The 26412-nt window shown below is 69.7% G+C and carries 25 protein-coding genes; 20 read left to right on the plus strand and 5 right to left on the minus strand.

What is annotated here, in order from left to right:
* Positions 1-316: 316 nt before the first annotated feature.
* A complete protein-coding gene (locus DL519_RS36895) occupies positions 317-742 on the minus strand; it encodes a rhodanese-like domain-containing protein (RefSeq protein WP_190821723.1) in 426 nt (141 codons plus the stop codon).
* Positions 739-1368 carry a cysteine dioxygenase gene (locus tag DL519_RS36900; protein WP_223839990.1) on the minus strand — a complete coding sequence of 210 codons (630 nt, stop codon included), beginning with the start codon at positions 1366-1368 and terminating at the stop codon, positions 739-741. The genes DL519_RS36895 and DL519_RS36900 overlap by 4 nt, the downstream gene beginning before the upstream one ends.
* 481 nt (positions 1369-1849) lie before the next feature.
* Here DL519_RS36900 and DL519_RS36905 point away from each other — a divergent pair, with 481 nt between their 5' ends.
* The 4 genes from DL519_RS36905 (at position 1850) to hrpA (ending at position 8811) form a co-directional block, all read left to right on the plus strand.
* Positions 1850-2617 carry an ABC transporter ATP-binding protein gene (locus DL519_RS36905; protein ID WP_190824444.1) on the plus strand — a complete coding sequence of 256 codons (768 nt, stop codon included), beginning with the start codon at positions 1850-1852 and terminating at the stop codon, positions 2615-2617.
* 77 nt (positions 2618-2694) lie between these two features.
* Positions 2695-3477: an enoyl-CoA hydratase/isomerase family protein gene (locus tag DL519_RS36910; RefSeq protein WP_190821725.1), complete on the plus strand. Its 783-nt coding sequence runs from the start codon at positions 2695-2697 to the stop codon at positions 3475-3477.
* Positions 3478-3573: 96 nt separating this feature from the next.
* On the plus strand, positions 3574-4752 hold the full coding sequence (locus tag DL519_RS36915; protein ID WP_190821727.1) for a THUMP-like domain-containing protein: 1179 nt from the start codon (positions 3574-3576) through the stop codon (positions 4750-4752).
* Between the two features lie 162 nt (positions 4753-4914).
* Positions 4915-8811, plus strand: coding sequence for an ATP-dependent RNA helicase HrpA (hrpA, locus tag DL519_RS36920; RefSeq protein ID WP_449619152.1), 3897 nt, complete (start codon positions 4915-4917; stop codon positions 8809-8811).
* Positions 8812-9168: 357 nt separating this feature from the next.
* Here the strand turns inward: hrpA and DL519_RS36925 are convergent, their stop codons facing one another.
* On the minus strand, positions 9169-10014 hold the full coding sequence (locus DL519_RS36925; RefSeq protein WP_190821731.1) for a DegV family protein: 846 nt from the start codon (positions 10012-10014) through the stop codon (positions 9169-9171).
* A gap of 289 nt (positions 10015-10303) precedes the next feature.
* On the opposite strand from DL519_RS36925, the gene DL519_RS36930 reads away from it, so the two are divergent.
* Positions 10304-11086, plus strand: a complete 783-nt coding sequence (locus tag DL519_RS36930; RefSeq protein ID WP_190821733.1) for an electron transfer flavoprotein subunit beta/FixA family protein — start codon at positions 10304-10306, stop codon at positions 11084-11086.
* 35 nt (positions 11087-11121) lie between these two features.
* Complete coding sequence (locus DL519_RS36935; protein ID WP_190821735.1) at positions 11122-12072, plus strand: electron transfer flavoprotein subunit alpha/FixB family protein; 951 nt, start codon at positions 11122-11124, stop codon at positions 12070-12072.
* Positions 12073-12133: 61 nt separating this feature from the next.
* Here DL519_RS36935 and rnhA read toward each other — a convergent pair whose 3' ends face one another.
* Positions 12134-12592 carry a ribonuclease HI gene (gene rnhA / locus DL519_RS36940; protein WP_190821737.1) on the minus strand — a complete coding sequence of 153 codons (459 nt, stop codon included), beginning with the start codon at positions 12590-12592 and terminating at the stop codon, positions 12134-12136.
* A gap of 162 nt (positions 12593-12754) precedes the next feature.
* Here rnhA and DL519_RS36945 point away from each other — a divergent pair, with 162 nt between their 5' ends.
* The 7 genes from DL519_RS36945 (at position 12755) to mnmA (ending at position 18892) form a co-directional block, all read left to right on the plus strand.
* On the plus strand, positions 12755-13936 hold the full coding sequence (locus tag DL519_RS36945; RefSeq protein ID WP_223839991.1) for a glycosyltransferase: 1182 nt from the start codon (positions 12755-12757) through the stop codon (positions 13934-13936).
* Positions 13937-14149: 213 nt separating this feature from the next.
* Entirely contained in the window at positions 14150-14914 is a 765-nt protein-coding gene (locus DL519_RS36950; RefSeq protein WP_190821741.1) for a GNAT family N-acetyltransferase, read from the plus strand.
* Positions 14911-15756 carry a lysophospholipid acyltransferase family protein gene (locus DL519_RS36955; protein ID WP_190821744.1) on the plus strand — a complete coding sequence of 282 codons (846 nt, stop codon included), beginning with the start codon at positions 14911-14913 and terminating at the stop codon, positions 15754-15756. The genes DL519_RS36950 and DL519_RS36955 overlap by 4 nt, the downstream gene beginning before the upstream one ends.
* A 207-nt stretch (positions 15757-15963) precedes the next feature.
* Positions 15964-16323 (plus strand): MFS transporter, encoded by a 360-nt coding sequence (locus DL519_RS49200; RefSeq protein WP_263399763.1) that lies wholly within the window; start codon positions 15964-15966, stop codon positions 16321-16323.
* A complete protein-coding gene (locus tag DL519_RS49205) occupies positions 16299-16568 on the plus strand; it encodes a hypothetical protein (RefSeq protein WP_263399764.1) in 270 nt (89 codons plus the stop codon). Before DL519_RS49200 ends, DL519_RS49205 begins: the two co-directional genes overlap by 25 nt.
* Positions 16565-17800 (plus strand): cysteine desulfurase family protein, encoded by a 1236-nt coding sequence (locus DL519_RS36965; protein ID WP_190821746.1) that lies wholly within the window; start codon positions 16565-16567, stop codon positions 17798-17800. The genes DL519_RS49205 and DL519_RS36965 overlap by 4 nt, the downstream gene beginning before the upstream one ends.
* A gap of 3 nt (positions 17801-17803) precedes the next feature.
* A complete protein-coding gene (gene mnmA, locus DL519_RS36970; RefSeq protein ID WP_168585060.1) occupies positions 17804-18892 on the plus strand; it encodes a tRNA 2-thiouridine(34) synthase MnmA in 1089 nt (362 codons plus the stop codon).
* A 193-nt stretch (positions 18893-19085) separates the two neighbouring features.
* Here the strand turns inward: mnmA and DL519_RS36975 are convergent, their stop codons facing one another.
* Positions 19086-20276 (minus strand): FAD-dependent monooxygenase, encoded by a 1191-nt coding sequence (locus DL519_RS36975; RefSeq protein ID WP_190821748.1) that lies wholly within the window; start codon positions 20274-20276, stop codon positions 19086-19088.
* Positions 20277-20360: 84 nt separating this feature from the next.
* Between DL519_RS36975 and DL519_RS36980 the strand changes: the two genes are divergently transcribed.
* From DL519_RS36980 to DL519_RS37010, 7 genes are all read left to right on the plus strand, one after another.
* Complete coding sequence (locus DL519_RS36980) at positions 20361-20891, plus strand: TetR/AcrR family transcriptional regulator (protein ID WP_190821750.1); 531 nt, start codon at positions 20361-20363, stop codon at positions 20889-20891.
* 153 nt (positions 20892-21044) lie between these two features.
* Positions 21045-21167, plus strand: a complete 123-nt coding sequence (locus tag DL519_RS49210; protein WP_190821753.1) for an alpha/beta fold hydrolase — start codon at positions 21045-21047, stop codon at positions 21165-21167.
* Between the two features lie 80 nt (positions 21168-21247).
* Entirely contained in the window at positions 21248-22780 is a 1533-nt protein-coding gene (locus tag DL519_RS36990) for a fatty acyl-CoA synthetase (RefSeq protein ID WP_190821755.1), read from the plus strand.
* Positions 22781-22915: 135 nt separating this feature from the next.
* Complete coding sequence (locus tag DL519_RS36995) at positions 22916-23947, plus strand: uroporphyrinogen decarboxylase/cobalamine-independent methonine synthase family protein (RefSeq protein ID WP_190821757.1); 1032 nt, start codon at positions 22916-22918, stop codon at positions 23945-23947.
* Positions 23948-24023: 76 nt separating this feature from the next.
* Positions 24024-24281 (plus strand): hypothetical protein, encoded by a 258-nt coding sequence (locus DL519_RS37000; RefSeq protein ID WP_190821759.1) that lies wholly within the window; start codon positions 24024-24026, stop codon positions 24279-24281.
* Between the two features lie 337 nt (positions 24282-24618).
* A complete protein-coding gene (locus DL519_RS37005; protein ID WP_190821761.1) occupies positions 24619-25629 on the plus strand; it encodes a DUF6461 domain-containing protein in 1011 nt (336 codons plus the stop codon).
* 51 nt (positions 25630-25680) lie between these two features.
* Positions 25681-26376 (plus strand): hypothetical protein, encoded by a 696-nt coding sequence (locus DL519_RS37010; protein ID WP_190821763.1) that lies wholly within the window; start codon positions 25681-25683, stop codon positions 26374-26376.
* Positions 26377-26412: the final 36 nt, after the last annotated feature.

A 26412-nucleotide genomic window follows, 5' to 3' on the forward strand; every position in this document is an offset into this window, starting at 1 on the left:
TGCACATTGCCAGGTCAGGGGAGGTGCGCGATTTGATCGACTCCGTGTCGGCATCGCTGGGAATTCCGCGATCGTTGATCTCGCTTAACGTCCACAGTCGACTCTTGTGGCTGCGCGGTTTGCCGCCACCGGCGGCTCGGGGCACATCCGGCTCTCGGGGCGTAGATCGTGCTCGTCGCTCCCCGGTCCACAGTGGGCCCGGTACCGGTAATCGTCTTGCGCCTCATCGGTCCGCCCCGGCGGCGGGCGTGAGGAAGGGAACCTTCCTGTCACGGGTGGCAGGAAGGTTCCCTTGCTCGCAGTGGGTGTGCGGGCGTCAGGCGTCGGTGGTGACCGGGAGGCCTGCTGCTTTCCAGGCCCGGAAGCCGCCGGCGAGGTCGGTGGCCTTGGACAGGCCGAGGGTCTTCGCCTGGGCGGCGGCGAGGCTGGAGGCGTAGCCCTCGTTGCACACCAGGACGACCGGGCGGTCGGGGTGCAGGCCGTCCAGGCGGTGGCCGCCGGCCGGGTCCAGGCGCCACTCCAGAACGATCCGCTCCACGGTCAGCGCACCCGGGATCTCGCCTTCGACGAGCCGGTCAGACTGTGGCCGGATGTCGATGATCAGGCCGCCTTCCTGCTGCAACGCGAGCGCTTCCTGTGGGGAGACCCGGGCCAGCTTCGCACGCGATTCGGTCAGCAGGTGCTCGATGCCGAACGGGCCGGCCGTCACGCTGTCCTGTCGTTGGGTCGGGATCGCGGTCATCCGAGCTCCTTCGGGTATGGCGCGGGCGTTTGCGGAATGTGCGGCCGTTGCGGCGGGACTGGTGGCACGTCGGCCAGATCCGCGTAATAGCGGACCGGCAGCAGCGGTGGCGAATATGCGTGCACGCTCGCCGAGTTCACCGAGCTGATGTTGCGGACCTGGTGCGCGCGCCCGCTGCCGAAGCCGACGCCCGAGCCGACGTCGTGGTGCATGGTGCGGATCGGGCCCGCTGGATACCGGTAGTCCTCCCGAAGCGCGCCGAACAGCACGGAGAATGAGCCGGACGCGCCGCCGTGGTCGTGCGGTTGGGTGCCCTGGCCGGGTGCCCACGACAGCAGCCACAACTCGACGCCCGCGGTCAGGCCGAGCTTGGCCCACCAGCGCTGTTCGTCGTCGATGCGCACGACGTCGAGCAGCGGGCCGGTCAGTTCGGACGCGACCAGGCTGGTGAGGTCGCGCAGTTCGCGCGGCGTCCACAAAAGGTGGTCCGGGCGGATCAGGTCGTGCAGCAACGGCAGGTCGAGCCCGGGGTGCAGTTCCACCACGCCCGGCTCGGAAACCGGTTCGGTCGGGGTGTACGCGGACAGTTGGTTGGCGTTGGACGGGTGCTGTCGCACAGCGCTCATGCGTGTCTCCAAGTTCGTCTTGCGGTGAGCACGGCACGACGCGCACACCCTGCCGAGGCGGGGGCGTGCATCAGTGGATGGATTCGTCGGACCGCGCGATGAGAGCCTGGAAAGGCGGAGCAGACCGCTTCAGCGACAGGCGGAAGTTACGACCAGGAAAAGGTCGATCACGCGATCGCGGGTGAGCAACGAATCGGACACGTCACCGATCGTGGCACGGGCCGGGCCGCAGTGCCAGCACGATCGCTATCGTCCCGGTATCTGGGCGCCCGATGATCGTCACCCGGCCGGGGCATTCCGGGCAGGTGGGCGCAGGGTGCTCCCGGCCGCAGCCGCCGTAGGTGCAGGCGGAACAATGGGGCCTCGGAGGGACCTGCCGGATACCTGCGGCGGTCCGGACGGAGACGAACCGCCTGCGCGTCGCCGCGGCGCTGCGGTCAGTCACGGCTGGGAGGTAGACGTGGACGACCTGGTCATCCGGATGGATGGCGTCGGTGTTCGGCGGGGCAAGACCACGCTGGTGGCCGATGTGAATTGGTCGGTGGAGCTCGACGAGCGCTGGGTGGTGCTCGGCCCCAACGGGGCGGGCAAGACGACGTTGCTGAAGATGGCCAGCACCGAGATGCACCCGAGTGAGGGCAGCGTCGACGTGCTCGGCGAACGGCTCGGCAAGACCAACGTGTTCGACCTCCGGACCCGCATCGGCCTGTGCTCGGCGGCCCTGGCTGCCCGCATCCCCGGCGACGAACTGGTCCGCGATGTCGTGGTCAGCGCCGGATATTCGGTGCTCGGCCGGTGGCGCGAGGAATACGACACGTTGGACACCGACCGCGCCGCCGAACTGCTCGACATGCTCGGCGTGGCGCACCTGGCCGATCGCGAGTACGCGACGTTGTCCGAGGGGGAGCGCAAGCGCACCACCATCGCGCGGGCCCTGATGACCGATCCCGAGCTGCTGCTGCTGGACGAGCCGGCTGCGGGGCTGGACCTGGGCGGCCGGGAGGACCTGGTGGCGCGGTTGTCCGCGCTGGCCATGGACCCGGACGCGCCCGCATCGGTGCTGGTCACCCACCACGTCGAGGAGATTCCTCCGGGCTTCACCCACGGTCTGCTGCTGCGTGAGGGGAACATCGTCGCGCAAGGCATGCTCGACGACGTGCTCACCGAGGACAACCTGTCCAAGACCTTCGACCAGGACCTGGAACTGCAGCGCAGCGGCGACCGGTTCTTCGCCCGGCGGCGCGGCTGAGATCCGCGACACAGCAGGTTCGGGGTGGTGCGCGATAGCCTGCCCGCGAGGTGGCGGTTCGACGAGGAGGTTGCTGCGTGGGCGAGTTCGTCAGGCTTGAGGTGGACGGCGCGATCGGGACGATCCGGCTGGATCGGCCGCCGATGAACGCGTTGAACCGGCAGATCGAGACGGAGTTGCGGGACGCCGCGATCGAGGCCGCCGAGCGCTCCGACGTTCGCGCCGTGATCGTCTACGGCGGCGAGAAGGTCTTCGCGGCGGGCGCGGACATCAAGGAGATGGCCGAGATGTCCTACGCCGACATGGCCCGCAAGGAGGAGCGCGGCCTGTCGGATGCGATGAGCCACGTCGCCGCCATCCCGAAACCGACCGTGGCCGCCCTGACCGGGTACGCCCTCGGCGGCGGTTTCGAGCTGGCGTTGAGCTGCGATCGGCGCATCGCAGGGGAGAACGTCAAGGTCGGCCAGCCCGAGATCCTGCTGGGTGTGATCCCCGGCGCGGGCGGCACGCAGCGGCTCGCCCGCCTGATCGGGCCCAGCAAGGCGAAGGACATCGTCTACACCGGGCGTTTCGTCGACGCCCAGGAAGCGCTGTCGCTGGGCATGATCGACGAGGTCGTGGCGCCCGACGAGGTGTACGCCGCGGCGCGGCGCTGGGCCGAGCAGTTCACCGGCGGTGCGGCTCGCGCGCTGGCCGCGGCCAAGGCGGCGATCGATGGTGGGCTGGACGTCGACCTGGACACCGGGCTGAAGCTGGAGACCCACCTTTTCGCGGGCACCTTCGCCACCGAAGACCAGAAGATCGGGATGCGCTCGTTCATCGAGAACGGCCCGGGCAAAGCCAAGTTCACCGGGAACTGAATCCGGACGGAACGGATCGTGACAGCTCGCCCCACCAGCTCGTCCTGCGGCTTCGCTGCCGGAGCGTGGTTCCGGCAGCGGTGTTGAGGAGTTCTGGTGGGGTACAGCTTCGATTTGGAGGACGTCGTCTTCCTGCGCTCGGCGGCCGGTCGGGATGCCGTCGCCGAGCTCTCCGGGCTCGCGCTGACCAGTTCGACGCGGCTCAAGGACGTCGCCGCCGCCCGCAAGCTCGTCGGTGAGCGGTTCGCGGCCGCCGCGTTGGAGACGGCCGTGCTGCGGCGTCGTGCCGAGTCCAAATTGGATGATTGCGCGGATTGGCTGTTCACCGACGCGGCGTTGCAGCAGGCGACGGCCAGCATGGTGGCCAGGCATCGCGCACAGCGGTTGGCCGGGCGTGACGTGCACGACGTGACCTGTTCCATCGGCGCGGACCTGGTTGCGCTGACCACCTTCGCGGCGCGCTGCGCCGGCTCCGACCTCGATCGTGTCCGGTTGTCGATGGCCCAGCACAACCTCGCGGTTTCCGGGCGGTCGGCGGTGCTCGTGGAGGCCGACGCGTTGCATCCGGTGACCCGGGGCACGGCCGTGGTCGCGGACCCGGCGCGCCGGGACGACGCCGGTCGGCGGCGCTGGAACCCGGCGGACCTCGTCCCGCCGCTGGACGATCTGCTCGACGTGTACGCCCGACGCGATCTCGTGGTTAAGTGCGCACCGGGGTTGGACTTCGCGGCGGTCCCGGACACCGCCGAGGCAGAGGTGGTGTCCCTGGCCGGGCAGGTCCGGGAAGCCGCGCTGTGGTTCGGCGGGCTGGCCGACCGCGTGGTTCGGCGCCGGGCGACGGTGCTGCGGCCGGATGGCACTGGCTGGACGATCACCGACGCGGAGCCGGACGACTGCCCGGCCGTCGAAGTTCGGCAGTGGATCGTCGACCCGGACGGCGCCGTGGTGCGCGCCGGCCTCGTCAGGCACTACGCCGCGCGGCACGGGCTCGCCCAGCTCGACCCGCGTATCGCCTATCTGACAGGCGACGATCCGCCGCCGGGCGTCCGCGCCTTCCGGGTCTTCGACCACGGCCGGTACGGCGAGAAGTCGCTGCGCACGCTGCTGCGCAGCCACGACGTGGGCAGGCTGGAGATCCTCGTCCGCGGTCTCGACGTGGACCCGGACGCCCTGCGCCGCCGGCTGAAGCTGAACGGCACGCAGGAAGCGACCGCGGTGCTGACCCGGGTCGGCGACTCCGCAATGGCATACCTGTGCCACGCCGAGTGGGGCTGAGTGCCCTGGGTCACTCGATTTCCCCTTCCGGGTGTGCGCGCCGTGGCTGCGGCGAAAACCAGAGGCAGCCGACGCAACGCCTTCTCTATGCTTGGACGGAGTATGGGTACGTCGTCTGTTGAATCTCCGCTCGTCGATCTGCGAGAACGGTTGCCTGAGCTGATGCTGCACGACCAGCGTCGGCTGCGTCGTCGCATCGAGGAAGCCCGCAAGATCCGCGATCCGCAGGCACTGCAGGCCGTGACGGCCGAGATCGCCGGCGACGTCGAGGCCGCGGAGCGGCGGCTCGAGCAGCGCCGGGGCAACGTGCCCAAGATCAGCTACCCCGAGGCGCTGCCGGTCAGCCAGCGCCGGGACGACCTGCTCGCGGCGATCCGCGACAACCAGGTCGTCATCGTCGCTGGCGAGACCGGCTCCGGAAAGACGACGCAGCTGCCGAAGATGTGCCTGGAGCTGGGCCGAGGCATCCAGGGCATGATCGGCCACACCCAGCCCCGGCGGCTGGCCGCCCGCACCGTTGCCGAACGCGTCGCCGAGGAACTCGACACCGAGCTCGGCAGCGCCATCGGCTACCAGGTGCGCTTCACCGAGCGGGCCGGCGCCGACACCCTGGTCAAGCTGATGACCGACGGCATCCTGCTGGCCGAGATCCAGCACGACCGGCTGCTGCGGCGCTACGACACGCTGATCATCGACGAGGCGCACGAGCGCAGCCTGAACATCGACTTCATCCTCGGCTACCTCAAGCAGCTGCTGCCGCGCCGCCCCGACCTGAAGGTGATCATCACCTCGGCCACCATCGACCCGGAGCGCTTCTCGCGGCATTTCGACGACGCGCCGGTGATCGAGGTCTCCGGGCGCACCTACCCGGTCGAGTTGCGGTACCGCCCGCTGCTGGACGACTCGGACGAGACCGAGGACGTGGTGCGCGACCAGACGCAGGCCATCTGCGACGCGGTGGATGAGCTCTGCGCCGAGGGGCCGGGCGACATCCTGGTCTTCCTCAGCGGTGAACGGGAGATCCGGGACGCCGCCGACGCCCTGAAGCAGCAGAACCTGCGCAACAGCGAGGTCCTGCCGCTGTACGCGCGGCTGACGGCTGCCGAGCAGCACCGCGTGTTCCAGCCGCACAGCGGTCGGCGGATCGTGTTGTCCACCAACGTGGCCGAGACCTCGCTGACGGTGCCCGGCATCAAGTACGTCATCGACCCCGGCACCGCCCGCATCTCCCGGTACAGCTTCCGGACGAAGGTGCAGCGGCTGCCCATCGAACCGGTCTCGCAGGCGTCCGCGAACCAGCGGAAGGGCCGCTGCGGCCGGGTTTCCGAAGGTATCTGCATCCGGCTGTACTCCGAGGAGGACTTCGAGTCCCGCCCCGAGTTCACCGATCCGGAGATCCTGCGCACCCACCTGGCCTCGGTCATCCTGCAGATGACCTCGCTGGGGCTGGGCGAGATCGAGTCGTTCCCGTTCCTGGAGCCGCCGGACCGCCGCCAGATCACCGACGGCGTCAACCTGCTCCACGAACTGGGCGCGCTGGACCGCTCGAAGACCGAGCTGCACAAGCGGCTGACCCCGGTCGGCCGCAAGCTCGCCCAGCTCCCGATCGACCCGCGGCTGGCCCGGATGGTCCTCGAAGCGGACCGCAACGGCTGCGTGCGCGACGTGCTCGTCATCGCCGCCGCGCTGTCCATTCAGGACCCCCGCGAACGACCGGCGGAAAAGCAGCAGGCCGCCGACCAGAAGCACGCGCGGTTCGTCGACAAGGACGCCGAGTCCGACTTCCTCGCCTACCTCAGCATGTGGCGGTACCTGCGCACCCAGCAGAAGGAACTGTCGTCCAACCAGTTCCGGAAGCTGTGCCGGACCGACTTCCTCAACTACCTGCGGGTCCGCGAGTGGCAGGACCTCTACGGCCAGCTGCGGCAGATGGTCAAGTCGATGGGCATGACCCTCGGCGACCAGCACGCCGACGCGGCGCGGATCCACCAGTCGGTGCTGGCCGGTCTGCTGTCGCACATCGGTCTCAAGGACGTGGAGAAGAAGACCGAGAAGAAGTCGGGGCCGCCCGGGCGCGGTTCGAACGAGTACCAGGGCGCGCGCAACGCCCGGTTCGCCGTGTTCCCCGGGTCGTCGCTGTTCAAGAAGCCGCCGCGCTGGGTGATGGCCGCGGAACTGGTGGAGACCTCCCGCCTCTGGGCGCGCATCGCCGCTCGCATCGAACCGGACTGGGTGGAACAACTCGCGCAGCACCTGGTCAAGCGCAGTTACAGCGAGCCGCACTGGGAGAAGGACCGCGCCGCGGTGATCGCCGCCGAACGGGTCACCCTCTACGGCGTGCCGCTCGTGGTCGGCCGCAAGGTCAACTACGGGCGCATCGACCCGGAGCTGAGCCGCGAGCTGTTCATCCGGCACGCGCTGGTGGAGGGCGACTGGGACACCCGGCACGCGTTCTTCCGCGAGAACCGGGCGATGCTCGACGAGGTCGAGGACCTCGAAGAGCGCGCCAGGCGGCGCGACATCCTGGTGGACGACGAGACGCTGTTCGAGTTCTACGACCAGCGAATCGGCGCGGACGTGGTTTCCGGCAGGCACTTCGACGCGTGGTGGACGAAGACCGCCAAGGAACGGCCGGACCTGCTCAACTTCGAGAAATCGATGTTGATCAACCGGGAATCGGCGGCGGTCAGCGACCAGGACTACCCGGACTTCTGGTTGCAGGGCGGTCACCGGCTGCCGCTGTCCTACCAGTTCGAACCCGGCGCCGACGCCGACGGGGTGACCGTGCACATCCCGCTGGCCGTGCTCAACCAGATCGAACCGGACGGCTTCGACTGGCAGATCCCGGGCCTGCGCGAGGAACTCGTGACGGCACTGCTGAAGTCGCTGCCGAAGACCGTGCGCCGGAACTTCGTCCCGGCCCCGGACTTCGCCAAGGCGGCGCTGTCCCGCATGACCTCGCCGGACGGCGCGCTGCTGGACGGCCTGCAGCGGCAGCTCCAGAGCATGACCGGGGTGGTGGTGCCGCGCTCCGAGTGGGACCTCCACCGGGTGCCCGACCACCTGACGATGACCTTCCGGGTCGTGGACGGCAAGGGGTGCAGGCTCGCCGAGTCCAAGGACCTGGAGTCGCTCAAGCAGCGGCTGAAACCCAAGCTGCGCGCGGAGATCTCCGCCGCTGCGGACGACGTCGAGCAGAGCGGGTTGCGCTCCTGGGACTTCGGCCGGTTGCCGCGCACCTTCGAGCAGCAGCGGTCGGGGCACGCCGTGAAGGCGTACCCGGCGTTGGTCGACGAACGGGACAGCGTCGCGGTGCGGATGTTCGACACCGAAGAGGAGCAGCAGCACGCGCTGTGGGACGGCACCCGCCGGCTGTTGCTGCTGATCCTCCCGTCGCCGGTGAAGTCCATCCAGCGGGGGATGAGCAGCACCACCCGGCTGGTGCTGGGCAGCAGCCGGTACGGCGACCTCGCCGCCGTGCTCGACGACTGCGTGAGCTGCGCCGTCGACAAGCTGATGACGGACAACGGCGGGCCGGTGTGGGACGAGGCGGCGTTCGACTCCCTCCAGAACAAGGTGCGGGCATGGCTGGGTGAGGTCACCGTCGAAGCGGTGTCCAAAGTGGAGCAGGTCTTGGTGGCGGCGCAGCGGGTGGAGGCGTTGTTGGCCGACCAGCCTGCAGGGCTGCACGCCGACGCGATCTCCGACATCCGCGTCCAGCTGGACGGGCTGCTGCATCCCGGCTTCGTGACCAGAACGGGTTTCGCGCGGCTGTCCGATCTGGCGCGCTACCTGCGGGCGATCGAGCAGCGGCTGGACAAGCTCCAATACCACCCGCAGCGCGACCGGGACTGGATGTTCCAAGTGGACGAGGTCCAGCAGCGCTATCGGGATCTGTTGGCCGGGGTGCCGCAGGGGCGTTCCCCGAGCGAGGCGTTGCGGAGCATCGGATGGCTCATCGAGGAGCTGCGGGTGAGCCTGTTCGCGCAGACGCTCGGCACGTCGCAGCCGGTGTCGGTGAAGCGCATCCACCGCGCGATGGACAAGTTGGAGCGCTGATCCGGCGCTCGTCGACACGGTAGACGAGCCGGACAACCACTTGAGCACGGTCGAGACATGCATGACTGATCCCCTCCGGGTTCGGGTTGGTATGTCGGGCGAACACGGCGGATGGCCGTGTTCGGTGCTTCCGAAGCGCTATTTGCTCCGAGCCGCGTGCTTGGAGAACTGGCGCGCTTCGAACCGCCCAACATCGAGTATTCGCGCTCGAACAACAGTTCGCATCACTCGACGGTGTGGAACCCGCTGGGAAAGCGCGGGAATCGGCGCCTCAAGCGGGTCATCGACCCGAAAACCCGTTGGGGATGGGGAGACTCACCGTCGTCCGGCGAACGCAGCGCAGTGCGGCTTTGCCGCTTAAGTGGCGGGAGAGATCGTCACGCCCAGGGCGCCGGGCCCGACGTGTGCGCCAAGGACCGCGCTCGTTTCCTCAAGGGTGATGCGGCGGACCTGGGGAAGTTGGGAGCGCAGGTCGTCGAGCACGCGCTGGGCGCGATCGGCGAACTGGAAGTGCTCGACACCGATGTCGACCGGACCGCTGCCGGATCGCTGGACCGCGTTCGCGACCGCCTTCTTGAGCGCCCGGTCCGGTCCGAAGGCCTTCGCCAGCTGGTCGATGATGCCTTCCTTGAGGACCAGCACCGGCTTGATCGACAGAGCCTGGCCGAGCCAGGCCTGGGCGCGCCCGATCCGGCCGCCGCGGTGCAAGTACTCCAGGGTGTCTACGTAGAGCAGCTGCGTGGTGGTGCGCAGACGCCGGTCCAGCACGCTCATCACGCCCTGCGGGGTCGCGCCGGCGACGGCGGCCTCGGCCGCGGCCATCACCGGGAAGCCCAGGCCAAGGCCGACCAGGCGGGAGTCGACCACGTAGACGGGGATGCCGATCTCGGTGGCCGCGGCGCGGGCGGACTCGCAGGTGCGGGACAGGCCCTCCGAGATGTGGATGGAGATGATCGCCTCGGCGCCGGAGGCGGCGGCGTCCGTGTAGTTCCAGTAGAAGGCCGGTGGTGGCGGTTCGCCGGTCTCCACCGGGATGCCGTCGCGCATCGCCTGGGCCAGCGTCGGGTGCGGCACCCGGCGCTCGTCGTTCCGCTCGTCGCCGACCTTGAGCTCCAGTTGGACGACGGAGATGCCCAGCTGCTCGGCGACGTCGTGCGGGATGGAAGCCGTCGAGTCGGTCACGATGGCGACGCGTTGCCTCATGCGGGCCAGGCTACTAATTGGTAGGAACTCGGTACATCTGCCCCGGCAGAAAATGTCGTCACGGCGACCGGGCGAATTCGACGCCTGTGGGGGTGAGTACCGTCACGTGCGGGGCCTGGTTGCACCGGTGCTACCGGCTAGTAACATTCTGGGTGGTTGGCGTCACTGTGCTTTTCGCACAATGACGTGGCAAGGTCAACCTACCCGGACTGCGCAGCGCCGGGTCCGCAAGCAAAGCCGCTGGAGGACCAGCGAGCGTCGTCTGTCCGCAGGAGGTCGAAGAGGGCCCATGAACATCGTCGTCCTGGTCAAGCAGGTGCCCGACACGTATTCCGAGCGGAAGCTGTCTGCTGCGGATCACACCCTGGACCGCGAGTCGGCCGATGCGGTGTTGGATGAGATCAACGAGCGCGCGGTGGAGGAAGCGCTGTTGATCAAGGAGGCCCAGGGCGGCGAGGTGACCGTCGTGTGCATGGGTCCGGAGCGTGCCACGGATGCGATCCGCAAGGCGCTGTCGATGGGTGCCGACAAGGCGGTGCACCTCTCGGACGAGGCGCTGCACGGCACGGATGCGCCGTCGACCGCTCGCGCGCTGGCGAAGGTCATCGGGACCCTCGAGGGTGTTGATCTGGTGATCGCCGGTAACGAGGCCACGGATGGCCGCACCGGAGCGGTGCCGGCGATGGTGGCCGAGGTGCTGGGCTGGCCGCAGCTGACCTTCGCCCGCAAGGTCGGGACCGACGGCTCGAGTGTGAAGATCGAGCGGGAGACCGACGCGGGGATCCTGAACGTCGAGGCGGCGTTGCCGGCGGTGGTGTCGGTGACGGAGAAGATCAACGAGCCGCGGTACCCGTCGTTCAAGGGCATCATGGCCGCGAAGAAGAAGCCGGTCAGCGTGTTGTCGCTGGCGGATGCCGGGATCGACGCGGGCGAGGTGGGGCTGGCAGGCGCCGGTTCGCAGGTGGTGGAGTCGGCGCCGAAGCCGCCGAAGTCCGGTGGTGTGAAGGTCACCGACGAGGGCGAGGGTGGCGTGGCGGTCGCCGAGTTCCTGGCCGGCGAGAAGCTGCTCTGAGAGTCGTTCACGGTTTTTCGAGGAGGCATTGATTCATGGCTGAGGTTCTGGTCCTCGTCGATCATGTGGACGGCGAGGTCAAGAAGGTCACGTACGAGCTGCTGACGGCGGCGCGTCGGTTGGGTGAGCCGTCCGCGGTCGTGGTGGGCGAGCCTGGTACCACCGGCACGCTCGCCGAGAGCCTCGCGGCTTATGGTGCGGCGAAGGTGTATGCGGCGGAGTCCGCGGGGGCGTCGGAGTTCCTGGTGACCCCGCAGGTGCGTGTGCTGGCCAACCTGGTTGGCAGCGCCGGCCCGGCGGCGGTGCTGGTATCGGCGTCGATCGACGGCAAGGAGATCGCCGGTCGGCTGGCGATCCGCATCGGTTCGGGTCTGCTGTCGGAGGTCGTGGACCTCGACGCCGACGGTGTGGGGGCGCACTCGCTGTTCGGTGGCGCCTACGACGCCAAGGCGAAGGTCACCAAGGGCACGCCGGTCGTCACGGTGCTGCCGGGTGCGATCGAGCCCGAGCAGGCCGCGGGCGCGGCTGCGGTCGAGTCGGTGGAGGTTCCGGCCGCTACGGGTGCGAAGATCACCGGTCGGCAGCCCGCCGAGGCCGGGGACCGCCCGGAGCTCACCGAGGCCTCGATCGTGGTCTCCGGTGGCCGTGGTGTCGGTTCGGCGGAGTCGTTCGAGGTCGTGGAGAAGCTGGCCGACAGCCTGGGTGCCGCGGTGGGTGCCTCGCGTGCGGCGGTGGATTCCGGCTACTACCCGCACCAGTTCCAGGTCGGGCAGACCGGTAAGACCGTGTCCCCGCAGCTGTACATCGCGCTGGGCATCTCCGGTGCGATCCAGCACCGGGCCGGTATGCAGACCTCCAAGACGATCGTCGCGGTGAACAAGGACCCCGAGGCCCCGATCTTCGAGATCGCCGACTTCGGCGTCGTGGGTGACCTGTTCAAGGTCGCCCCGCAGCTCGCCGAGGAGATCACCAAGCGCAAGGGCTGAGCCCCGAGCTGATCTGACGCGGAAGGCGGGCCGCACCCGGGTGCGGCCCGCCTTCCGCGTGTCAACCCGCGCGAGCTTCGTCCCGGCCCTGGCAGGCGAGCCGGTCGGCGCGCTCGTTCTCCGGGTGGCCGTTGTGCCCCTTCACCCATTCCCACTGCACGTCGCCGTGGCGCGCGCATTCCGAGTCCAGGCGCTGCCACAGGTCGGCGTTCTTGACCGGCTGCTTCGCGGACGTCAGCCAGCCGTTGCGCTTCCAACCGTGCATCCACTGCGTGATGCCCTTGAGCACGTACGTGCTGTCCGTGTAGATGCGGACAGTCGGCATCGGCCGCGTCAGCGCGGCCAAGCCCTCGATGACCGCCATGAGCTCCATCTTGTTGTTCGTCGTCGCGGCGTCCTTGCCGTAGAGCTCGCGCTCGTGGTCGCCGTAGCGCAGCACGACGCCCCAGCCGCCGGGGCCAGGGTTCCCGCTGCATGCGCCGTCGGTGTAGAGGTCGACGCGGTCGGTCGTTCGCTGCATACCCCGGAATCTAACCGGCGGCGGATCGGGGAGACGCCGCGGCGGTGACAGGAAGGTTCCCTTGCTCGCGGGGAGTTGAAAATCGGGTGCGGGTGTCGGTGAGGGGTGGCATGCTCGGCCGACGTGCGAATCCTCTTCACCGCTGCGCCCGGTTATGGGCTTATGTTGCCGATCGTCCCGTTGATCTGGGCGGCTCGGGCTGCCGGGCACGAAGTTCTGGTCGCGACCACCGCCGTGATGACCGATGTCGGCGCACGCGCCGGGTTGCCCGTCGTCGACGTGTTCCCGGATCACGACGTGTGGGACGTGCTGCTGCGCGGGATCAATGCGAGGGAGAAGTCGCCGGAGCTCGAGCGGCTCGGCGTGGCCAAGGGGATGTCCGAGGCGTACGAGAAGGCCACGCAGGCGGGCAGCCCGTTCGGGTTGTTCACGCTGACGATGACCGAAGGCACCATCGACGCCGGGCGGGCGTTCGGCGCGGATCTCGTCGTCCACACCACCGACCACGCGGCCGGGCGGCTGGCCGCGGTGGCGCTCGGGGTGCCGGTGCTGGAGGTGGGCAACCGCGTCTCCTGGTCGTCGCGGGACGGGGATTTCCGAGACGGGCGCAATTTCTACGAGAACGACGAGATCACCCTCGCGCTGCGCGACAAGCTGGGCATTCCCGATGGTTGGCCGCGGGTGATCGCGCGGATCGATCCGCGGGCGCCCAGCATGGGCGGGCTGGTCGGCGACGAGCCGGACAAGGAGGACGGCGTCCCCTGGTGGTCGATGCGGTTCGTGCCGTTCAACGGTGGCGCGGTGGTTCCGGAGTGGGCTCTGCGGCGGCCGGAGCGGCCGCTGGTCGGCGTCACGCTCGGGACCGTGGTGCCGATCATGTCCGGGATCAGCAGCCTGTCCGTGGTGATCGAGGCGCTCGGTGCGCTGGACGTGGAGGTGGTCCTGGCGACCGGCCAGACCGATCTCGCCGAGCTCGGGACGCTCCCGGCCAACGTGCGCTCCGTCGGCTTCCTCCCGCTGTCGACGTTCCTGCCGACCGCTTCGCTGATGGTGCACCACGGTGGTTCCGGCACCACCGCCGCGCCGCTGCACTACGGGGTTCCTCAGCTGGTCCTGCCCGCTTTCGCGGACAATCCGATGTCGGCGCAGCGGGTCGTGGACCGGGGTGTCGGGCTGTCCCACGATCCGGCCACTGCGGACGTCGCCACGGTGCGGTCGATGGCCGAGCGGCTGCTCACCGAGCCCGAGTTCCGCGCGGCGGCGCGCGAGGTGAGCGAGGAGATGGCCACCCAGCCCAGCCCGTCGTCGATCATCGAGCGCGCGACCGCGCTCGTCGGCCAGTAGGTTCCGCACCTGGCCTCCCAAGCGGCTGGGACGACATCGACCCCGGTCGCGCGACAAGAGCCCGCGGCCGGGGGTGCTGTGCTGTTCGGGTGGGGTTCCAGGCGACCGTTCGGGGCAATGATCTGGTGCCGCACCTGGGATTCACCGAAAGTTCCTGCTCCGTGTCATCGGCTGGTGTGTTGGGCGTTCGCCGCGCGGCGATACACCTGCGGCATGTCCGAGACGCAGCTGCTGGCCAGTGCCGCACCGAGTGCGGCGGCCGACGCCCACTACTCGCTGCTGGTCGCCAGAGACTCCGACGAAGTGCACGCCGCGCAACGCCTGCGCTACCAGGTGTTCGCCGAGGAGATGGGGGCCACGGTCACCGGTCGCGAATTCGGCGTCGACCGGGATTCCTTCGACGACTACTGTGACCATCTGATCGTCCGCGACGACCGCTCCGGCGCGGTGGTCGGGACCTACCGGATGCTGCCGCCGGATCGGGCGAAGGCAGCCGGAATGCTCTATTCGGAAACCGAGTTCGACCTTTCGGCGCTCGACCCGCTGCGCCCATCGCTGGTGGAGACCGGGCGGTCGTGCGTGCACCCGGACCACCGCAACGGCGCCGTCGTCAGTCTGGTGTGGACCGGGATCGCGCGGTACATGCTGCTGCACGGTCACACCATGCTCGCGGGTTGTGCTTCGGTGCCGCTGGACGACGGAGGCGGTCAGGCAGCGCACGTGTGGAACACGGTGTCGGGGAAGCACTACGCGCCGGAGGAACACCGCGTGCGCCCGTACCGGCCTTGGGAGTCGTTCGAGGTCACCGGACGTGCGCCGATGCCGCCGCTGCTCAAGGGGTACCTGCGGCTTGGTGCTCAGGTGTGCGGGCCTCCGGCGCACGATCCGGACTTCGGCGTGGCCGACTACTTTGTGCTCCTGGACCTCAAGCGCGCCGATCAGCGGTACCTGCGCTTCTTCCTGGGCGACGCGGCATGAACCAGTGGACGCCCGCGTCGCCGTGCGGGCCGGATTGCCTTCCGCCGCGCGACAAGCAGGCGGAGGTGGGGCTGCCCCGGGTGGTGCTGCGGCTGGGCGGCACCGTCGGGTTGTTGCTGGTCGGGTGCGTCCTCACGCTGGCGCTGCCGGTGCTGCCGGCGGCTTGGCGGGATCGGGCGTTGCGGACGTGGTTCCGGATGCTGTTGTGCGTTCTGGGAGTCGGCCTCGCGTTCGAGGAGCGGATTCCGCCGGGCGGCGCGCTGGTGGTCAGCAACCACGTTTCGTGGCTGGACGTCGTAACGCTCCAGGCGCTTCACCCGATGCGGATGCTGGCCAAGGTCGAGGTCCGGTCCTGGCCGCTGCTGGGGTCGCTCGCCGGGCGGGCCGGCACCATTTACATCGATCGCGACCGGCTGTCGGCGCTGCCCGACGCGGTGCGGACGATCGCCGACGAGTTGCGCGCGGGGGCCGTGATCGGTGCCTTCCCGGAGGGAACGACCTGGTGCGGGCGGGCTTCCGGGCGGTTCCGGCCGGCCGTCTTCCAGGCCGCGGTGGATGCGGGTGTGCGGATGCAGCCGGTTGCGCTGGTCTTCCGGACCGAGGCCGGCGAGCCGACCACTGCGGCGGCGTTCCTGGGCGATGCCACGCTGGTCGATTCGGTCCTCGCGGTGGCGCGGATGCGGGGCCTGGTCGTGGAATTGGTGGTGTTGCCCGAGTTGGTCGGCACCGACCGCCGGGAGTTGGCCGAGCAGGCCCAGTCCGCGATCGTTGCGGCCACCGGTGCTTCGCCGGGCCACCAGGCTTCGCCGGAGCACCGCAGCGCACACGACCTCGCCGCATAACACCCGTGAGTGCTTTCGGGTGCTGTAGAGGCTGTTTTGGAGGTGACCGTCGCGGTTCGGTAGGGCGCGGCGGCGTCTGAGTGCCGCTCTTCGAGCTCCGGTGCGGCCGTTGCCGCAGGTCAGATGTCGTGGGTGTGAAGACCGGCCCTTACCGGTTTTCACACTCACGACTGCTGGTGGTCGCTGTGAGAAGACCCAGGGCGCTTTGTGGAATCCCCAACGTCGCAGCTTCACCGCCGGGCTGGTTCTGGTCATCACCCTCGTCACATTCGAGGCCATGGGCTGGGCACCGCGCTGCCCACGATCGTCGCCGAACTCGGCGCGCAGCACTGGTATTCCTGGTCGTTCACCGTCTTCCTGGCGGCCAGCGCGATCGGCACGGTGCTCGGCGGTAGGCAAGCGGATCGGCGCGGGCCCGCGCTTCCGCTGCTGCTCGCGCTGCCGACGTTCGCTGTCGGGCTGATCGTCGCCGCCGCTGCGCACAGCATCCTGGTGCTGCTCGTCGCCCGTGTGCTGCAGGGCTGCGGTGGCGGGGTGGCGGGGTGCTCATCGTCGCGCTCCACGTGATGATCGGTCGGGTCTTCCCGGAGGAGCACCGGCCTGCGGCGTTCGCCGCGATGTCGTCGGCGTGGGTGGTACCCGCGCTGGTGGGGCCGGTGATCGCGGGTTTCCTCACCGAGCGCTGGTCGGTGCCGTGCTGGCCGCGTTGCTGCTCGTCCGCTCGGGCCGTGCGCAAACGTCCTGACCTGCGCCTTCCGCCGGACCGAGGGGTGGCCGCCGGGGCGGCTGCATTACCCTGGACAGCGCGATGACTTACCTCGACCACGCTGCCACGACACCGATGCGGCCAGGGGCGGTCGCAGCGATGAGCGAGGCGTTGACCAGGATCGGCAACGCCTCGTCCCTGCACACCTCGGGTCGCCGGGCACGCCGCGCGGTGGAGGAGTCGCGGGAGGACGTCGCCGATGCGCTGGGGGCCCGGCCGTCGGAGGTGCTGTTCACCGCGGGCGGGACCGAGAGCGACAACTTGGCGGTCAAGGGGATCTTCTGGGCGCGTCGGGCCGCGGATCCCACCCGGCGCCGCGTCCTCGCCTCGACCGTCGAGCACCACGCGGTGCTGGACGCCGTCGAGTGGCTGGCCGAGCACGAGGGTGCCGAGGTGACTTGGCTGGCAGCCGACTCGAACGGCCGGGTGCGCCCGGAGGTGTTCGAGGCGGCTTTTGCGGAGAACCCGGACGACGTGGCGTTGGCCACCGTCATGTGGGCCAACAACGAGGTCGGCACCGTCAACGCGATCTCGGAGCTGTCCGCGATTGCCGACCGCCGCGGGGTGCCGCTGCACACTGATGCCGTGCAGGCCGTCGAGACATTGCCGGTGGACTTCGCGGCCTCCGGGGTCGCGGCACTGACCATGACCGGCCACAAGGTCGGCGGTCCGTACGGGGTCGGTGTGTTGCTGTTGTCGCGGGACGTCAAGTGCACCCCGGTGCTGCACGGCGGCGGCCAGGAGCGCGAGGTGCGGTCCGGGACGCTCGACACCCCTGGTGTGCTGGGGTTGGCGTCGGCCGTGCGCGAGGCGGTCGGTGCGCGCGAATCGCAGGCGCCGCAGTTGGCCAAGCTGCGCGACGAGCTGATCGCCGGCGTGCGCGCCGTGGTGCCGGACGTGGTGCTCAACGGCGATCCGGGGCACGACGTCGTGGGCGGTGGACCGTCCCGGTTGCCCGGCAACGCGCACTTCACGTTCCCCGGCTGCGAGGGCGACAGCCTGCTGATGTTGTTGGATGCCAAGGGGATCGAGTGTTCCACCGGCTCCGCCTGCACCGCGGGGGTCTCGGAGCCCAGCCACGTGCTGCTGGCGATGGGGGCGGACCCGAAGGCCGCGCGCGGGTCGCTGCGCTTCTCGCTGGGGCACACTTCGACCGCGGCCGATGTACAGGCACTCACCGAGGCGATCGGGCCGGTGGTGCAACGAGCGCGTAGCGCCGGCCTGCCCGGGTTGCGCCGATCTTCGGCGGGGTCGACGACCGCCGCCACGGAGGTGTGAGGCGTGCGAGTACTGGCAGCCATGAGCGGCGGGGTCGATTCCGCCGTCGCCGCCGCCCGAGCGGTCGCGGCGGGCCACGACGTGGTCGGCGTGCACCTGGCGCTGTCGGCGAAGCCCGGCACGCTGCGCACCGGCGCCCGCGGGTGCTGCACCATCGAGGACTCCCGGGACGCCCGCCGCGCCGCGGACCTGCTGGGCATCCCGTTCTACGTGTGGGACTTCGCGGAGCGGTTCACCGAGGCGGTCATCGAAACCTTCGTCGGCGAGTACGCCGCGGGCCGCACCCCGAACCCGTGCCTGACCTGCAACGAGAAGATCAAGTTCGAGGCGCTGCTGGAGAAGGCCATGGCGCTGGGCTTCGACGCGGTCTGCACCGGGCACTACGCCCGACTGTCCATCGTGGACGGTGTGCCGGAGCTGCGGCGCAGCCGGGACGACGGCAAGGACCAGTCCTACGTGCTGGCCTCGCTGACCGCGGAGCAGCTGCGGCACTCGATGTTCCCGCTCGGCGACTCGCTGAAGTCCGAGGTGCGCGTCGAGGCCGCCGAGCGGGACCTGGCGGTGGCCAAGAAGCCGGACAGCCACGACATCTGCTTCATCCCGGACGGCGACACCAAGAAGTTCCTGGAGACCAAGCTCGGGCAGACGCCGGGCAAGCTGGTGGACGCCGAAACCGGCGCGGTGCTCGGCGAGCACACTGGCGTGCACGGGTTCACCGTGGGCCAGCGCAAGGGGCTCGGCATCGACGCCCCGGCCTCGGACGGCCGGCCGCGCTACGTGCTTTCGCTGGAGCCGGTGTCCGGGACCGTCCAGGTGGGTTCGGCGGATCGGCTGTCGGTCAGCGAGATCGACGCGAAGCGGCCCATCTGGCCATCTGAGCGGCCGTTGGACGGCCCGACGGAATGCGTGATCCAGGTCCGGGCCCACGGCGGCACGGCCGAGGCGGTCGCCGAGGCCGACGAGGACGGCATCCGAGTCCAGCTCCGCCAGCCGCTGCGCGGTGTCGCTCCGGGGCAGGCGATCGTCCTCTACCACCAGGACGCCGCGGGAGACCTCGTCCTCGGCAGCGGCCTCATCTCCGCCACCCGCTAACGGTCGCAGTCCTGATCAAGAGCGCTCGGCGAGCTCGGCCAGGTGCTGCGGGTGGGTTGGTTCGCCGTGGATGCTGATCGTTCGCCGTTGGTGCGCCACCGGCGACGAATCGAGCTGATCGGTGCACCACCGGGCGATGGCCGCCCGGCCCGCAGTGTTCGGTAGATGCTCGCGTTAACGCGCCGCTTCACGGTCATGACCCCGGTGCGTACTCGCGGAGGCTGATCGCATTGGCGGCGTGCTGGATCTCCTTGGGCAGGCCGCTGGCCCGGGGCAGGTAGCGCATCACGCGGAACGCCTGGTTGCGAAGCCACAGGCCGGTGGCGGTCTTGGGGATCAGCGTTTTCGCGCCGTCCGTCGCGATCTTCTGGTTCAGCGTCACGTAGTTCCGCATTTCCGCCTCGTAGCGGCGGAACGCGGTGCGGTGGTCCCCGTCGGTGGCGAGCAGTTCGCCGGCCAGCACGTAGGCGCCGACCAGCGCGAGGCTGGAGCCCTGGCCGGACAGCGGGGACGGGCAGTAGCCCGCGTCGCCGACCAGCACCACGCGTCCGCGCGTCCAGTCGTCAAGGTGGATCTGGGCGATCGAGTCGAAGTAGAAGTCCGGTGCGCGGCGTGCGGCGTCGAGCAGGCGGGGCGCGATCCAGCCCTCGTCGGCGAAAGCCTTGTCCAGCAAGGCGATCTGGGTCTGCGGGTCGCGGGGGTCGAAGCGCAGTTCCGGTGATTTGAAGCCGAGGATCGCCTTCGCCCCGGTGTCGGTTCGCGCCTGGTACAAGCCCGCCACCTTGCCGGGTGTGTTGCGGATCGTGGTCCAGCGGTCCAGGTCGAGGAAGTTGTCGGTGCTGAAGATCGAGACGTGGTAGCCGAGGTAGTGGTGGAAACCGGGCTCCGGGCCGAACGCCAGCCGCCGGACGTTGGAGTGCAGCCCGTCGGCGCCGACCACGAGGTCGAATTCGCGCGGCGCGTGGTTCTCGAAGGTCACGCGAACGCCGTCGGCGCCCTGGTCGATGGCGGTGATGGAGTCGCCAAAGAGGTACTCGGTTCCGCTGGTGCGCTCGTGCAGGATCCGGGTGAGCGTGCCGCGCATGATCTCGATGTCGCGTTCGCCGCCGAACAGTTCGTCCATGCGGACTTCGGCCACCGGCCGGCCCGCCGCACCGACGACGGTCATGCCCCTCATGCCGGTGCGAGCATCCTGAAGTTCGGCCAGGATGCCCATCCGCTCGGCCACCTCGACCGACGCGCCGCGAACGTCGACGGCGTAGCCGCCGTCGCGCATCGCGGGTGCGCGCTCCACCACGGTCGGGTTGAAACCGTGCTTGCGCAGCCAGAACGCCAGCGCCGGCCCGGCGATGCTGGCGCCGGAGATCAGGATGTTCTTCGTCATGGGCTAAGCTAGCCCGCTTACTTACCGGTCGGCAAGTAACTTACTGGTCGGCAAGCAGTAGGATCCGCGGGGAGGAGGACGCCGATGCCGAGGACACGGGTCGACACCAGGGCGGAGATCCGCGCGGTCGCCGCGGAGCTGTTCGCCCGCCAGGGGTTCGAGAAGACGAGCCTGCGGGAGGTCGCCGAGCGGCTCGGCATCACCAAAGCCGCGCTGTACTACCACTTCCCGTCCAAGGCGGACCTGATGCGCGGCATCGTGCAGCCGTTCGTCGACGAGATCGAGGACCTGCTGGCGGACCGCGAGGCGGCCGCGGAGGTCGATCCGCGCCAGTTCCTGGCCGACTACTTTGACGTGGTCCTGCGGTACCGGCAGGTCTTCGAGCTGGTCCTGCGGGACGTCTCGGCGTTGGCGCAGCTCGATCTGATGCAGCAGATGCTTGCCTGGCGCAACCGCGTCTACGCATTGCTGGTCGGACCCGACGCATCACCGGCGCAGATCGCTCGGGCGACCGTCGCGATCGGCGGGTTGCAGGACTGCGCGACAACCGAAGGGGTGCCCGAGGAATTCCGCGACGCCGCCCTGGAAGCGGCGATTGCCGCGTTGAGCAAGTGACATCACTTCAGCGCGTCGACAGAATGTGCGCATGACTTCACTGCATGTCGCGGAAAGGGGCGACGGAGCGCGCGCGATCCTCGTGCACGGTTCGGGCACTTGGGCGGCGCACGAGGTTTCGGGTTCGGTCGCGAGCAAGGAGGCGAGCCGATCATGGAGTGCGCGCGCGTGACAGCGCGGCGCAGCAACGCCGATCACCTGCAGGTGCCGGGCGCGTCGCACTGGCCGCACAGCCAGCGGCCCGATGTCGTCAACGACGCACTGCGCGAGTTGTAGCGCCGCTGACGGCCTAGTGTGCAGCGCGGTTCGCGGCTAGTGTCTGGCACCACACCAGTATCGTGAACTGGGGAGGTCCTGTGCTCGATCTTCGGGCCAGCACAGTCGCAGACGTGTTGCGGCGCAGCGCCGCGCGAGTCCCGGACCGCGAGGCGCTGCGGTTCGTCGATAGTGCTGGGCAGGAATGGGTTTGGACCTATGCCGAACTCGATGCTGCGGTCACCCGCGCCGCCGGGGTGCTGCTGGCCGCCGGGGCGAACCAAGGCGACCGGATCGCGGCTTACGGCAAGAACTCCGACGTCTACCTGATCGGATTCCTCGCCTGTGCGCGGGCAGGCCTGGTGCACGTGCCGATCAACTACAACCTGACCTCGGGCGAGCTGGGCTACCTGCTGGAGCAGTCGGGCAGCAGCATCGCGCTGGTGGATCCTGCCTTGGCCGAAAAGCTCGCCGAAGTCCGTCCCGGCACATCGGTCGAGCGCGTGATCCCGTTGCGCGACAGCGCGGATTCGCTGCTGGCGCAGTGCATCGACGGCCCGCTGCCGGAGTTGGACGTCGCCGTCGCCGACGATGCGCTGGTCCAACTGCTCTACACCTCGGGCACGACCTCGCAGCCCAAGGGCGCGATGATGACGCATCGCGCGCTGCTGCACGAATACGTGTCCTGCTTGGTGGCGCTGGACTTCCGCGAAGACGATCTGCCGCTGCACGTGATGCCGCTGTACCACTCGGCGCAGATGCACGTGTTCCTCCTGCCGCAGCTGATGATCGGCTCCACCAACGTGCTGGTGGAAGTGCCGGAGCACGGAGACATCCTGCGGCGGATCGAGGAGGAGCGGATCAGCGCGTTCTTCGCCGCGCCAACGGTTTGGGTGGCGCTGGCCAACCACTCCGACTTCGCCACCCGCGACCTGAAGACGCTGCGCAAGGCCTACTACGGCGCCTCGATCATGCCCGGGCCGGTGTTGCAGCGGTTGCGCGATCAGATGCCGGAGCTGGGGTTCTACAACTGCTTCGGGCAGTCCGAGATCGCTCCACTTGCGACGGTGCTGCGCCCGGAGGAGCACGACGAGCGGCCGGATTCCGCCGGGCGGCCCGTGCTGTTCGTGGAGGCGAAGGTCGTCGACGAGCAGGGCGAGGAGGTCGCGCCGGGGGAGTTGGGCGAGATCGTCTACCGGTCGCCGCAGCTGTGCACCGGGTACTGGGACAAGCCGGCGGAGACCGCCGCGGCGTTCCGCGGCGGCTGGTTCCATTCCGGCGACCTGGTGCGACGCGACTCGGACGGCTACTGCTTCGTCGTCGACCGGATCAAGGACGTGATCAACACCGGTGGCGTGCTGGTCGCATCCCGCGAGGTGGAGGACGCGCTGTACACGCACCCGGCGGTGGCCGAAGTGGCGGTGATCGCGGTGCCCGATCCGAAGTGGATCGAGCGCATCGCGGCGGTGGTGGTCGCCAAGGCCGAGGTGACGGAGGCGGAACTGCTGGAGCACGCGCGCGGCAGCCTGGCCGGCTTCAAGGTGCCGAAGGAGATCCGCTTCGTCGACGACCTGCCGCGCAACAGCTCGGGCAAGCTCCTCAAACGCGTCCTGCGCGATCGGTTCACCGGCTGATCGCAGCTTCGTTTTGGCTGGTCAAGGACCGTGAGTGGTTCTGGGCGCGATAGCACCCGAAAACGCTCACGGGCGCCGAGCCGCGTTGACTGTGCCCCGTCGGGCGGCGCGCGGCGGGCTGTCGATAATGGCGGGGTGAGTGACGCACCTTGGGGCCCTAGGATCGCCACAGCCATCGGATCGATGCCCGGGGCCGATCCGGTCGAGGCGGCGCGCACGGTCGTCGGCGAACTGCCCGACCTGACGCCCTTCCCGGAGCTGCCGGGGCGCGGCGTCGGCGCCGATATCCTCGGCCGCACCGCCGGGCTGCTGGTCGACCTCGCCGTCGAAGTGGTGCCGTCGGGCTACCGGGTCGCCTCCCGCCCCGGCCGGGACCACCAGCGCGCCATCGACCTGATGCGCTGGGACCTGGACGCCGTGGAGCAAGCGGCCGCCGAAGCGGGCGCTCCGCGGGCGGTGAAGGTGCAGGCGGCGGGCCCGTGGACGTTGTCGGCCGGGATCGAGCTGCACCGCGGACACCGGGTGCTGACCGACCAGGGCGCGCTGCGCGACTTCACGGAGTCGCTGACCGAAGGCCTGATCGAGCACTCCGAACAGGTCGCCGCTCGCACCGGCGCCAGGGTCGTCGTCCAGCTCGACGAGCCGTCGTTGCCCGCAGTGCTGGCGGGGTCGCTGCCTACGCCCTCCGGTTACGGCAAGGTGCCCGCGGTCCCGGAACCGGACGCGCAACGCGTGCTGGCCGAGATGATCGAGAAGCTCGCGGCCGCAACGGGTTCGCCGGTCGTGGTGCACTGCTGCGCGGTCCGCCCGCCGGTCGCGATGCTGCGCCGGGCCGGCGCCGGGGCTATCGCGCTGGACGCCACCGGGCTCGGTGACGTGTCCGGTTCGTTCGCCGACGAACTGGGGGAGGCCTGGGAAGAGGGCACCACGTTGTTCCTCGGACTGGTCCCGAGCACGGAGCTGACGGGCGAAGCCCGTCTCCGCCGAGTCGCCCAACCCGCGTTCGACCTGGCCTCCCGCCTCGGCTTCGCACGCCGGGCCCTGGCCGAGCGCAGCGTGCCGACCCCGACCTGCGGCCTCGCGGGAGCGACACCGGCCTGGACGCGCCGCGCGATCAGCCTCACCCGCGACCTCGCCAACCTCTTCGCCGACGAAGCCGAGCAGTAGCGAACCGCCCACCGCAGCGTGATCGATCGGCTACCGTGAGGAAGATCGAGATCTCGAGCTGCGGAAGGTTCGCGAGATGGCCCGCCGGCTGGCCGGTTTCGACCTGTCCGAGGATCCCTCGGAGCGCCCGACGCAGCGGCTGCTGGCCGAGCTCCGCGAGCTGGGCGCGGTCCGAGTGGACCGCGTACGAGGAGGCGAAGGCCCGGAAGGCGCGAAATGTGGTGCGGCGCTGCAGTTGGGCCAACTCGTGCTGAGCGGTGTCTTCATCGGCGGCCACGGCAGCGGAGTGTGCGAAGGTGCTGGTCGCCCGCTTCGACTAGGCAAAAGCCCGTAGGGTGAGCATCGAGCGGGAAAGCGAGAAGCTTTGATTCGAAGCCTGACCGCGAAAGACCAACACCTCCTCGCGGAAGCGATAGCCGCGAAACTCCTCGAAGGCAACCCGCCGGACCCCGCGAACCCGCAGCAGTAGGCGGCCCGCCTGTGCGGCTGGTTGCGACCTGGAGCGGGCGGCTGGACGATTCGCCCCGCGGCGAAGCGATCGCCTTTGTTCGTCCACTTTGGACTCATGTTTCGATCCACGGGCAGCTGGTTGCTGGTTGGGCTTGCTTTCTTGTCGGTGCGTGTTTTCGGAATCCGCAGTGTGGAAGTCGTTGCGCTGGTAGGAAGAACTCGTGGGCGGTCATTGCATCAGCGAGCTCGAGCGGGCCGAGTGGATTCGGCGGAGCACCATCCAGGAGGCTGCGTGCCTGACCTTCGTGCGGGGCGACGGCGTCGGTGAGGTGGCCGAGGACTTCGGTGCCGTCGCCGGGTTCGGTCGGCCGCTGGACATCGACGACTTCTGCGAGGAAGCCTTCGCCCACCAGGAGAAATACCCCATGATCGCGCTTCGGCAGGTCGGCGGCTGGGTGCTGGTGGTCGAGGACAGCGGTCGGCAGGGGCAGCGGCCGGAAGTGCTGCGCCAGGCCGCGCGGCAGGCCGCCGTCTCGGTGTTCTGGGACGCGAGCGCGCTCACCCGCTTCTCGCATGCGGTGCTCGGCGATGTCCGGACCTCGTTCGAGGCGGTGCTGCCGGAGTACCGGGAGGGCAGCGGACCGGACGAGCTGGAAGTCGTCCGCGCCGGATTGCCCTGGTCGCAGGCCGATCCGGTGGCGCTAATGCTGGCGTTGGCCGGGCGGCTGACCGGGCTGTCGCCGACCCCGGACTGGCTCGTCGGCGACTTCCAGACCTTCCCGGTCGCGCCGTGGCCCGACGACCTGGTCGGGGAGCCGAATCCGCTGGACGAAATCGCCGGCTACCCGCCCGAGCTGGTCGCGGCGCTGCGCCTGGCCGCCGAGCCCGATCGGCGACGGGCCGTCGCCGCGGCTGCGCGGCACGTGGTCGCCACCGTCGGCTGCGTCGACCACCCCGTCGTGCGACGGACCCTGTCATCCCTGATCAGAGGGGGTTGGATCGACCACGGTGCGCTCGGCGCGGTGGTCCGGGAATGGTCCTGGCAGAGCACCTGGAGCCGCCCGTGCAGCAAGATCCGCAACCAGCTGCGCGCGGTTGAGGCGTTGCGGCAGGCAACTCACGAGGATGCGCTGACCGCGCTGGCCGGGGTGCTGGTCGGGGCGCGGCAGGTGCGCGGGGTGGAGGCGGGTGAGCTCGCGCGCATCGTCGCCGCCGAACTGGCGGACCGGTGAGTCCGCGGGATCGGCCCCGAAGACAGCACGGTACCCGGCACAATGGTGGGCATGTTCAGGTTCCTCCGCCGTCGCAACGCCGAAGCCCCGGACAACGCCGAGACCGCCGAGCCGGTCGATGTCCACGCCGAGGCGGCCGACCGCGCCACGCGGTTCTGGCAGCGGTGGGACCACCTGCTGCCGGAGATCGCCTCCGCGCTCGGCGACAGCGTGCCGCAGCGGATCGAGAGCCTGGTGGCCGAAGCCCTCGCCGAGGTGCACCCGAACCTGACCTTCGCCATCGAGCACGGCGAGAAGGCGGTGTACGCGCTGGTCATCAGTGCCCAGGCCGACCCCGGACTGCGCCCCTACACGGACGCCTGGAGGGCCGCCGCCCCGGCCGCCGACACGCTTTGGGAGTACCACGACTCCGTACCGCCGGTGCCGGACCCGACCGAGGTCACCGTGAACCTGCGGGGCGAGAAGTACCCGCTGGCCGACGTGCGGGTCGTCGCCCAGGTCTACGAGGCCGAGGGGCTGGTCGACGTCGCCGTCTACCACCCCGGCTTCAGCGGGCTGGAGGAGAACGCGCGCCGGGCGCTGACGTTCCTGCCGCTGGACGCGACCCTCGGCGAGCGGCTGGCGGCCGACCGGCTGGGCCGGGTGGAGACCGCGGAACTGGAACCCGAAGGCGCGATCGGCCTGCTGGAGCTCCGCGAACTGGTCCGCGAACTCGACCGCACCGCATCGGCGCCGACCGAGTCGTGAGTGGCGAAGCCGGTTCTTGCCGGATTGACCGCTCAC

It is taken from the genome of Saccharopolyspora pogona (assembly GCF_014697215.1).
Taxonomy (GTDB): domain Bacteria; phylum Actinomycetota; class Actinomycetes; order Mycobacteriales; family Pseudonocardiaceae; genus Saccharopolyspora; species Saccharopolyspora hattusasensis.

Bases quoted from the DNA above. Each gene is read 5' to 3' on its own strand.
- DL519_RS36895 (WP_190821723.1), bottom strand. From the start codon at position 742: ATGACCGCGATCCCGACCCAACGACAGGACAGCGTGACGGCCGGCCCG.
- DL519_RS36900 (WP_223839990.1), bottom strand. From the start codon at position 1,368: ATGAGCGCTGTGCGACAGCACCCGTCCAACGCCAACCAACTGTCCGCG.
- DL519_RS36905 (WP_190824444.1), top strand. From the start codon at position 1,850: ATGGATGGCGTCGGTGTTCGGCGGGGCAAGACCACGCTGGTGGCCGAT.
- hrpA (WP_449619152.1), top strand. From the start codon at position 4,915: ATGCTGCACGACCAGCGTCGGCTGCGTCGTCGCATCGAGGAAGCCCGC.
- DL519_RS36925 (WP_190821731.1), bottom strand. From the start codon at position 10,014: ATGAGGCAACGCGTCGCCATCGTGACCGACTCGACGGCTTCCATCCCG.
- DL519_RS36930 (WP_190821733.1), top strand. From the start codon at position 10,304: ATGAACATCGTCGTCCTGGTCAAGCAGGTGCCCGACACGTATTCCGAG.
- DL519_RS36935 (WP_190821735.1), top strand. From the start codon at position 11,122: ATGGCTGAGGTTCTGGTCCTCGTCGATCATGTGGACGGCGAGGTCAAG.
- rnhA (WP_190821737.1), bottom strand. From the start codon at position 12,592: ATGCAGCGAACGACCGACCGCGTCGACCTCTACACCGACGGCGCATGC.
- DL519_RS36945 (WP_223839991.1), top strand. From the start codon at position 12,755: ATGTTGCCGATCGTCCCGTTGATCTGGGCGGCTCGGGCTGCCGGGCAC.
- DL519_RS36950 (WP_190821741.1), top strand. From the start codon at position 14,150: ATGTCCGAGACGCAGCTGCTGGCCAGTGCCGCACCGAGTGCGGCGGCC.
- DL519_RS36955 (WP_190821744.1), top strand. From the start codon at position 14,911: ATGAACCAGTGGACGCCCGCGTCGCCGTGCGGGCCGGATTGCCTTCCG.
- DL519_RS36965 (WP_190821746.1), top strand. From the start codon at position 16,565: ATGACTTACCTCGACCACGCTGCCACGACACCGATGCGGCCAGGGGCG.
- DL519_RS36975 (WP_190821748.1), bottom strand. From the start codon at position 20,276: ATGACGAAGAACATCCTGATCTCCGGCGCCAGCATCGCCGGGCCGGCG.
- DL519_RS36980 (WP_190821750.1), top strand. From the start codon at position 20,361: ATGCCGAGGACACGGGTCGACACCAGGGCGGAGATCCGCGCGGTCGCC.
- DL519_RS49210 (WP_190821753.1), top strand. From the start codon at position 21,045: ATGGAGTGCGCGCGCGTGACAGCGCGGCGCAGCAACGCCGATCACCTG.
- DL519_RS37000 (WP_190821759.1), top strand. From the start codon at position 24,024: ATGGCCCGCCGGCTGGCCGGTTTCGACCTGTCCGAGGATCCCTCGGAG.
- DL519_RS37010 (WP_190821763.1), top strand. From the start codon at position 25,681: ATGTTCAGGTTCCTCCGCCGTCGCAACGCCGAAGCCCCGGACAACGCC.